Below are 8,819 nucleotides of genomic sequence, written 5' to 3'. Positions count from 1 at the left end.
CCCGGCAATCGCCAGGACATTCGTTTGCGCGGCTTTTTCTTTTGATTGCGTACCAAGTCCCGGCAGTACGGGGCACAAAAGCTAAAGGATAATCATTCTTAATTACATAAAAGGATTTTCCTGATAGCGTATGGCCTCTTTTCCGGTCTACAGGGAGTTCGCCATGCTCAGCCCCCACGCTGCGCCGCAGCCTGTCCAAAGGGATTTCACCCTGCACTTGCCCAATCCGCAGCACCCCGGCACGGCGGCCGTGGTGCCGGAAATCACCCTGTCCACCGGCACGGTGCTGATGGACAGCCAGATGTGGATGCAGGAGCCGCTCTGGCAGGGCCTGAAAATCATCCTGGTGCTCAGCGGCCAGCTCAACTGCCGGGTCGAAGGCCAGCCGGAAGTGGAGATTCGCGGCCCGACCCTGTGCGCGGTGGCCAACCAGGGCGAACACTGCGGCGACCACCTGTTCGCCCGCGGCGTGCCGGTGCGCTACACCACGGTGCAGCTGGACTTCCCGGCGATCCGCCAGGCGGGCCTTGAGCCCGAGCGCCTGCTGGACCCGCTCGGCGGCGGGCCGATGCTGTTCTGCCAGCCGGCCAGCAAGCCGCTGCTGGCCCTGGCCCAGCAGATCCTCACCTGCCCGCTGCAAGGCCCGACCCGCTCCTTTTACCTGGGAGGCAAGGCCCTGGAACTCACCGCCCTGGGAGTCGAGGGGATCCTCGCCCATGCCGAGTCGCGGCCGCTGCAGGACAGCCCCGGCAGCGCGGCGGACATCGAACGCATCCATGCCGCCCGGGACCTGTTGCTGGGTTCGTTGCAGGCCTCGCCGTCGCTGTCCGAGCTGTCGCGCCAGGTGGGCTTGAATCCGCGCAAGCTCACCGCCGGTTTTCGCCAGGTGTTCGGCACCAGCGTCTATGCCTACCTGCAGGAACAGCGCCTGAGCGAGGCGTACCGTCTGCTGGCCAGCGGCGAAACCAACGTCTCCAGCGCGGCCTATCGGGTCGGCTACAGCCCGGCGCACTTCTCCACCGCCTTTCGCAAGCGCTTCGGGGTGTCGCCCAAGTCCTTGCGCTGAAGTTGCCGTTGCCTGGAATGCCTGGAGCCTTGAACAACGCCCCAGCCTGGCGCTGTCGAGCCGCGCGCCCGGTGCCCGGACGCCCTGCCCGCGCGGTGCGGCAAACGAAAGAAATGGTCGCTCAAGCCAAAGTTTTAGCCGGTAACCCAGGCGCACAAATGAGATACGTTTGCATTCTCATTTAATCCCCATCACGGAGTGAAGCATGGGTAGCCGCGTTGCGCACCAAAACACCCAAGGTTGGCCGGCCGCAGGTCCGGTCTTGCGTCCGGCGCTGCGCCGCAGCCCGCTGGCGTGCCTGATCCATGGCCTGGCCCTGGGCCTGTCGCTGACCCAGGCCGGCGCGGTGCTGGCCGCCGATGGCGAGGCCGACCAGGACCACAGCCTGACCCTGGACACCAGCGTGATCAGCGCCACCCAGATCGACTCCCCCACCGGCCAGCAAAGCGGCTACGTGGCCAGGCGCAGCCTCAGCGGGACCAAGACCGACGCCGCGCTGAGTGAAATTCCCCAGGCGATTTCCGTGGTCACCCGCGATCAGATGGATGCCCAGCAGGTGCAGTCGGTGAACGAGGCGCTGCGCTACACCGCCGGGGTCCAGGCCAACACCACCGCCGCCAGCCAGCGTTTCGACACGATTTCGATCCGCGGTTTCGACGTCACCACCGGCATGCTCCGTGATGGCCTCAAGGGCAACACCGCCCAGGCCTGGCCCAAGGTCGAAGCCTATGGGCTGGAGCGCATCGACGTGCTCAAGGGCCCGGCCTCGGTGCTGTTCGGCCAGAACTCGCCGGGCGGCGTGGTCAACCAGATCAGCAAGCGCCCGCTGGAGCAGCCCTTCCACGAAGTGCAGATCCAGGGCGGCAGCTTCGACCGGGCCCAGGGTCAGTTCGACTTCAGCGGCCCGTTGGACGACGAGGGGCAGTTCCTCTACCGCCTGGTGGGGCTGGAGCGCGACAGCGGCACCCAGTTCGAGCACATCAAGGACGACAAGCAGTACTTCGCGCCCTCCTTCCCCTGGAAGCCCAACGACGACCCCCGCCTGACCCTGCTGGCCGACTACACCCAGGATGCGTTCGGCGCCCCCAGGGTGTTCCTGCCGGCCCGCGGCACCCTGCTCGGCAACCCCAATGGCAAGGTCAAGCACAACGTCTTCCTCGATGAGCCGGGGCTGGACAACGACCGCACCCAGTACTCCCTCGGCTACCTGCTGGAGCAGCGCCTGAATGACGTCTGGAGCCTCAATTCCAGCGCTCGCTACGGCCACGTCAACCTGCTGACCAATACCGCCAGCGGCAGGTCCCTGGAGTCGGACCTGCGCACCCTGAAGCGCGACGCCTATCGCTTTCGCATCGTCGGCGACACCTACTCCCTGGACAACAACGCCCAGGCCCGCTGGAACCTGGGCAGCACGCAGATGCTGTCGCTTTTGGGGATCGACTACCGGCGCACCCGCGAGGACTACTACCTGCGCGGTGGCAGCGCCTCGCCCATCGACATCTACCACCCGGTGCATGGCGGCGTGTTCGACCCCAGCACGCCATTCACCAACACCGTGCAGCGCGCCGATCAGGTCGGGGTCTACGCCCAGCAGCAATTCACCTTCGACGAGCACTGGGTGCTCACCGTCGGCGGCCGCCAGGACCGCTCCAGCGCCCGTACCGACAATCGCCTGGAACAGACCGGGAGCAAGCAGAAAGACCAGAAGTTCACCTACCGCACCGGCCTGGTGTACCTGGCGGACAACGGCCTGGCGCCCTACATCAGCTACTCCACCTCGTTCGACCCGGTGCTGGGCACCAACTTCTACGGCACGCCGTACAAGCCCACCAGCGCCAAGCAGTCGGAAGTGGGGGTCAAGTACCAGCCACCGGGGATCGACAGCTACATCACCCTGTCGCTGTTCGACCTGACCCAGGAAAACGTCAAGACCACCGACCCCGCCAACCGCCTGAACACCCTGCAGACCGGCGAGGTGAACGTGCGCGGCATCGAACTGGAAGGCAAGGCCAGCCTGGCCCGGGGCCTGGACCTGCTGGCAACGCTGACCTACAACGACGCCGAGGTGAGCAAGAGCAACAACCCGCTGGAAAAAGGTAAACGCCCCACCGACACCCCGGAAAAAATGGCTTCGCTGTGGGCCGACTACACCCTGCCCGAAGGCCCTTTGCGCGGCCTGGGCTTCGGCGCCGGGGTGCGCTACATCGGCGCCACCGAGGCCGACGCCGCCAACACCGTCAGCGTGCCCTCCTACACCCTGCTGGATGCGGCGGTGCACTACGACTTCGACCAGCTGATCCCGGCGGCCAAGGGCCTGCGCCTGGCGGTGAACGCCACCAACCTCACCGACAAGCGCTATTACGAAGGCTGCTCGCTGACCAGCTGCAGCGCCGGCTATGACCGCAGCGTCATCGCCAGCCTGCGCTATCGCTGGTAAGCCGCCATGCCGCGCCTGCGTGACATCTGGCTCGGGCTGCATCGCTGGCTGGCCCTTAGCCTGGGCCTGTTGCTGGCACTGCTGGGGCTCAGTGGCTCGCTGCTGGAGCTCAAGGGACCGATCCTGCGCTGGGAAGTCGGAGCGTCGATGCTGCAACTGGCCCCTGGCGCACACGGCGCCCTCCTTGAGCAGAGTGCCTGGATCAGCGCCGCCAGCAGCGCCTACCCGCAGTTGCAGAAGGTCTTCGGCGCGGCGCCGCCGCGCCAGGGCTTTCTCGAATCGGACAACGTGATCGTCTTCGGTGCCCTCAAGGAACGCCCCGGCACCGGCATCGCCATGATCGATCCCTACACCGGCGAGCCCCGGGGCTTCTTCGTCTTCGAAGACCTGTGGCTGGCCAGGCTGGTGGCGCTGCACCGCAGCCTGCTGTTGCCCCAGGCGTCGGGCTCGACCCTGGTGCTGCTGTGTGGCCTGGTGCTGCTGGGCTCCCTGGGCAGCGGCCTGTACCTGTGGTGGCCGGGCCGGCGCAGTTGGTGGAAAGCCGCCAGCCTGCGCCCCGGCAGCCAGGGCACCCGGCGCCTGCGCGAGTGGCACAACCTGGTCGCCGCCTGGCTGTGCCTGCCGCTGCTGCTGATTGCCGGCAGCGGTGCCTGGCTGGCGCGTCCCGAGCTGTTCACCTGGCCCGGTGCCCAGCCGATGGCGCTCAAGCCGCTGTTCTCCGCCGCCCACGGGCACCTGCTGCTGGGGGCTCCCGGCACCTGGCTGGGGTTTGCCTGCGGTCTTGCGTTACCCCTGCTGTACATCACCGGCCTGCTGCTGTGGTGGCGCAAGCGCGTCGCCCGCCGGGCCGTCCAATCGTTCAAGGAAACCTGACATGACACACCGTGATTTCTTGCGCCGCGCCCGCCACGGGCTGCTGCTCGGCCTGCTGTGGGCCGCCACCGCCAGCGCCGCGACCCTCACCGATCTGGCCGGGCGCCAGGTCCAGGTGCCGGAGAAGGTCGAGCACATCCTCCTGGGTGAAGGGCGGATGATCTATTCCCTGTCGCTGCTCGAAGGCCAGAACCCCTTCGCCCGTCTCGCCGGTTGGCAGGGGGACTTTCGCGGCCTCGACGTGCAGGGCTACGAGGCCTATCGCAAGGTCTTCCCCCAGGCCGACCAGGTGCCGCTGGTGGGCGGCACGTCCGCCGAGACCTTCAGCGTCGAAAAGGCCCTGGCGGTGCACCCGGACCTGGCGATCATGGCCCTGAGCGGCGGCCATGGGCCCAGTCCCGACAGCGAAGCGGTGAAGCAGTTGGAAGCCGCCGGGGTGGCGGTGATTTTCGTCGACTTCAGCGACCATCCCCTGAGCAACACCGTGCCCAGCATGCGCCTGCTGGGCCAGGCCCTGGGCCGCGAGCAGCAGGCCGAGGCCTTCATCGCCTTCTACCAGCAGTCCCTGGCCCGGGTCAGCGACACCCTGGCCAGGGCCGGCAAGGTCCAGCAGCCGAAGATCTTCATCGACATGCTCGCCGGGCTGCAGGATTGCTGCGGCTCGCCGGGCACCGGCAACTTCGCCGAGATGATCAAGCTGGCCGGCGGACGCAACATCGCCGACGGGCGCATTCCCGGGCCCATTGGCGTGCTCAACGTCGAATACATCCTCTCCAGCGATCCGGATGTGTACGTCGCCACCGGGGTCTTCGCCGCCGGCCAGGGTGGCGTGACCCTGGGTTATTCCGCCACCCTGCAACAGGCGCGGGACAGCCTGCGCCAGGCCGCCCAGCGCCCGCCGCTGAACGAGCTGCGGGCGGTGCGCCAGGGCAACGTGCATGGCCTGTGGCACATCTTCTATGACTCGCCGGAGCACCTGGTCGCGGTCCAGGCCCTGGCCAAGTGGCTGCACCCGCAGCTGTTCAAGGACCTGGACCCAGACCAGACCCGCCGCGAGCTGTACCAACGCTTCATGCCGATTCCCGCCAGCGGCGTGTTCGCCACGAGCCTGCAACCATGACCCGGGCCGCCACCGAGGTGCAGGAGCGCATCGCCAGCGGGCATTACCGCAAACGCCATGGTCGCCGGGTGCTGCTATTGTCCGCCCTGGCCCTGGCCTTGCTCCTGTCCCTGGCCCTGGACATCACCACCGGGCCTTCGGGCCTGAGCCTTTCGCGCCTGCTGCAGGTGCTCTGGGACCCGGGCTCGATGCCCCGGGTCGAGGCGGTGATCGTGTGGAACGTGCGCCTGCCCTACGCGCTGATGGCGGTGCTGGTGGGCGCCGCCCTGGCCCTGGCCGGCGCCGAGATGCAGACCGTGCTCGACAACCCGCTGGCCAGCCCCTTCACCCTCGGCGTGTCCGCCGCCGCAGCCTTCGGTGCGGCCCTGGCGATTGTCCTCGGCCTGGGCCTGCCCGGGGTGCCGGCGCAGTACCTGATCTCGGCCAACGCCTTTCTCTTCGCCCTGGCCTCGGTGGCCTTGCTGTACCTGCTGGCGCGCTGGCGCGGCTTCGGCGTCGAGAGCCTGGTGCTGTTCGGCATTGCCCTGGTGTTCGCCTTCAATGCCCTGGTGGCCCTGCTGCAGTTCGTCGCCACCCAGGACAGCCTGCAGCAACTGGTGTTCTGGACCCTGGGCAGCCTGGCCCGGGCCTCCTGGGAAAAACTCGCGCTGCTGGCCCTGGCCCTGGCGCTGTGCCTGCCGTTTTCCCTGCGCCAGAGCTGGGCCCTGACCGCCCTGACCCTGGGCGAGGAACGGGCCCGCAGCTTCGGCATCGACGTCGGCCGCCTGCGCCTGCTGGCGCTGCTGCGCATCAGCCTGCTGTCGGCGCTGGCGGTGTCCTTTGTCGGCACCATCGGCTTTATCGGCCTGATCGCCCCGCACATCGCCCGGCTGCTGGTGGGCGAGGACCACCGGCTGTTCCTGCCGGCCAGCGTGCTCAGCGGCGGGCTGATCCTGTCCATGGCCTCGATCGCCAGCAAGACGCTGATTCCCGGGGTGCTGGTGCCGGTGGGTATCGTCACGGCCCTGGTGGGCATTCCCTTTTTCATGGCCATCGTCATGCGCAACCGCCGAGGTGTCCTGTGAGTCATACCGCCGCTTCCGCGTCCGGGCTGTGCACGCTCGGCCTGAACATGCATTACGGCAATCGCCAGGTGCTGTGTGACGTCGCCCTGCCGAGCCTGGCCTGCGGCAGCGTGACCGCGCTGATCGGCCCCAACGCGGCGGGCAAGTCGACCCTGCTGCGGGGCATCGCCGGGTTGCAGAACACCACCGGGCAGGTGCTGCTCGATGGCGTCGACCTGAACCGCCTGCCCCAGGTGGAACGGGCACAGCACATCGTCTACCTGCCCCAGAGCCTGCCGGAACGCACCCGCCTGTGCGCCTTCGAAGCGGTGCTCAGCGCCGCCATGGCCGGGCAGCGCGGCCGTGGTTTTGCCCCTGGCCGGCCCAGCGCCGCGGTGCTGCACGGGGTGGAGCAGGTGCTCCACGACCTGGACCTGAGCGCCCTGGCCGACCGCCCGATCGACGCCCTGTCCGGCGGCCAGCGCCAGTTGGTGGGACTGGCCCAGGCCCTGGTGCGCCAGCCTCGGGTGCTGCTGCTGGACGAACCCACCAGCGCCCTGGACCTGTACCACCAGTGCCAGGTGGTGGACGCCATCACCCGCGCCACCCGCGAGCGCCAGTTGATCACCCTGGTGGTGGTGCACGACATCAACCTGGCCCTGGGTTTCAGCCAGCAGGTGGTGGTCCTGCACAACGGCGCCGTGGCCGCCGCCGGCCCGGCCCTGGAGGTGATCAACCAAGCGCTGCTGCGCGACGTCTATGGCGTCGACGGCCGCCTGGAACAGGTGCGCGGTCGACCGCTGGTGCTGGTCGACGGCCGCCTGCCCTTTCACTCAGCCCTGGGATAAACCATGACCAACCCTCAACACCTGCCCATCGACACCCTGCAAACGCCCCAGGCCGCAGCGGCCTTCGACCTGCGTCCGCTACTGCTGGCCAACCTGACCTGCACCATGGCGATGATGGCCTTTGTCTCGCTGATCGGTCCCATCGCACGGGTTCTCGGCCTGGCCACCTGGCAGGCGGGCATGGCGGTGACCGTTTCCGGGGTGATCTGGATGCTCCTGGCCCGGCCCTGGGGCCGGGCCAGCGACCGCCTCGGCCGGCGGCGCATCCTGCTGCTGGGCACTGGCGGCTTCACCCTGGCCTTTATTGCCCTGAGCCTGTTTATCGACCTGGCGCTGCACGCCCTGCCCTCGGCACTGCTGGCGTTTGCCGGGCTGCTGCTGGGACGGGGCCTGGTCGGGGTGTTCTATGCAGCGATCCCGGTGGGCGGCTACGCGCTGATCGCCGACAACATCGAACCCGAGCATCGGGCCCGGGCCATGGCCTCCCTGGGAGCGGCCAACGCCTGCGGCCTGGTGCTGGGCCCGGCGATTGCCGCGCTGCTGGCGCGCCACAGCCTGAGCCTGCCGTTCTATGTTCTGGCCGTGCTGCCGCTGCTGGGCTTCGCCTTGCTCAAGGCCCGGCTGCCGCGCCAGGAGCTGCACCTCAAGCAGCCGCCGAAATCGGTGCGCCTGAGCGACCCGCGCCTGCGCCGACCGCTGCTGGTGGCGTTCATCGCCATGCTGTGCGTGGCCATGGCACAGATCACCGTCGGCTTCTTCGCCCTCGATCGCCTGGGCATGGACCCGGCGCGCGCGGCGCAGACCGCCGGCATCGCCCTGACCCTGGTCGGAGTGGCGCTGATCGCCTCGCAACTGTTGGTGCGCCAGCTGGAGTGGCCGCCGCTGCGGATGATCCGCGTCGGTGCCCTGGTGGCGGCCCTGGGCTTTGCCACGAGCATTGTCGCGGCCCAGGCCTGGGTGCTGTGGCTGGGGTTCTTCGTTGCGGCGGCGGGCATGGGCTGGATCTTCCCCTCGTTCGCCGCCCTGGCCAGCACCGCGGTGGACGCCGCCGAGCAAGGCGCCACCGCCGGTTCCGTCGGCGCGGCCCAGGGCCTGGGGGTGGTGGTCGGGCCCCTGGCCGGGACCCTGATCTACGGGCTGGAACCGCGCCTGCCCTACCTGCTGGCGGCGCTGCTGCTGGTGCTGGTGGCCTGCTGGCCCGAAGCCCGACGCCGCTGACCCAGGCGGGCGAACGGCGCGCGTCGGGCAAATCGCCGGGGCGGCTGCGGCAGCGGGCTACGCGCTGGGGCGGGCCATGCGCCGCAGGGCCAGGCTGTACAGCAGCAAGGCCTGTCTCTTTTACACATCCCCGAGCCCTCTTTACCGCTCTAGAGCTTGGATGCCCTCTTCTGTCTTAAACTAAAAAAATCGACGCCAGATTGGTTGAGCAAAA

General features: G+C 68.4%; 7 protein-coding genes. All 7 read left to right on the top strand.

Translation table 11 applies throughout. The features are described 5' to 3' along the window. Window positions 1-163: 163 nt before the first annotated feature. Window positions 164-1,066 carry an AraC family transcriptional regulator gene (locus DNK59_RS07130; protein ID WP_110722975.1) on the top strand — a complete coding sequence of 301 codons (903 nt, stop codon included), beginning with the start codon at window positions 164-166 and terminating at the stop codon, window positions 1,064-1,066. Window positions 1,067-1,271: 205 nt separating this feature from the next. Further along, window positions 1,272-3,503, top strand: coding sequence for a TonB-dependent siderophore receptor (locus tag DNK59_RS07125; protein ID WP_110722724.1), 2,232 nt, complete (start codon window positions 1,272-1,274; stop codon window positions 3,501-3,503). A 6-nt stretch (window positions 3,504-3,509) separates the two neighbouring features. Next, window positions 3,510-4,376 carry a PepSY-associated TM helix domain-containing protein gene (locus tag DNK59_RS07120; protein ID WP_110722723.1) on the top strand — a complete coding sequence of 289 codons (867 nt, stop codon included), beginning with the start codon at window positions 3,510-3,512 and terminating at the stop codon, window positions 4,374-4,376. 1 nt (window position 4,377) lies between these two features. Then, the gene (locus DNK59_RS07115) at window positions 4,378-5,496 is read left to right on the top strand and encodes an ABC transporter substrate-binding protein (RefSeq protein ID WP_110722722.1); all 1,119 of its coding nucleotides are present in this window, start codon (window positions 4,378-4,380) and stop codon (window positions 5,494-5,496) included. After that, on the top strand, window positions 5,493-6,560 hold the full coding sequence (locus tag DNK59_RS07110) for an iron ABC transporter permease (protein WP_110722721.1): 1,068 nt from the start codon (window positions 5,493-5,495) through the stop codon (window positions 6,558-6,560). The genes DNK59_RS07115 and DNK59_RS07110 overlap by 4 nt, the downstream gene beginning before the upstream one ends. Then, the gene (locus DNK59_RS07105; protein ID WP_256596305.1) at window positions 6,557-7,387 is read left to right on the top strand and encodes an ABC transporter ATP-binding protein; all 831 of its coding nucleotides are present in this window, start codon (window positions 6,557-6,559) and stop codon (window positions 7,385-7,387) included. The genes DNK59_RS07110 and DNK59_RS07105 overlap by 4 nt, the downstream gene beginning before the upstream one ends. Before the next feature lie 3 nt (window positions 7,388-7,390). After that, window positions 7,391-8,605 (top strand): MFS transporter, encoded by a 1,215-nt coding sequence (locus DNK59_RS07100; RefSeq protein WP_110722719.1) that lies wholly within the window; start codon window positions 7,391-7,393, stop codon window positions 8,603-8,605. Window positions 8,606-8,819 lie beyond the last annotated feature (214 nt).

This window comes from Pseudomonas sp. TKO26 (assembly GCF_003225665.1).
GTDB classification, from domain to species: Bacteria; Pseudomonadota; Gammaproteobacteria; order Pseudomonadales; family Pseudomonadaceae; genus Aquipseudomonas; species Aquipseudomonas saponiphila.
Note: the sequence above shows the minus strand (reverse complement) of the source record. Positions and strands in the feature narration are given on the sequence as shown.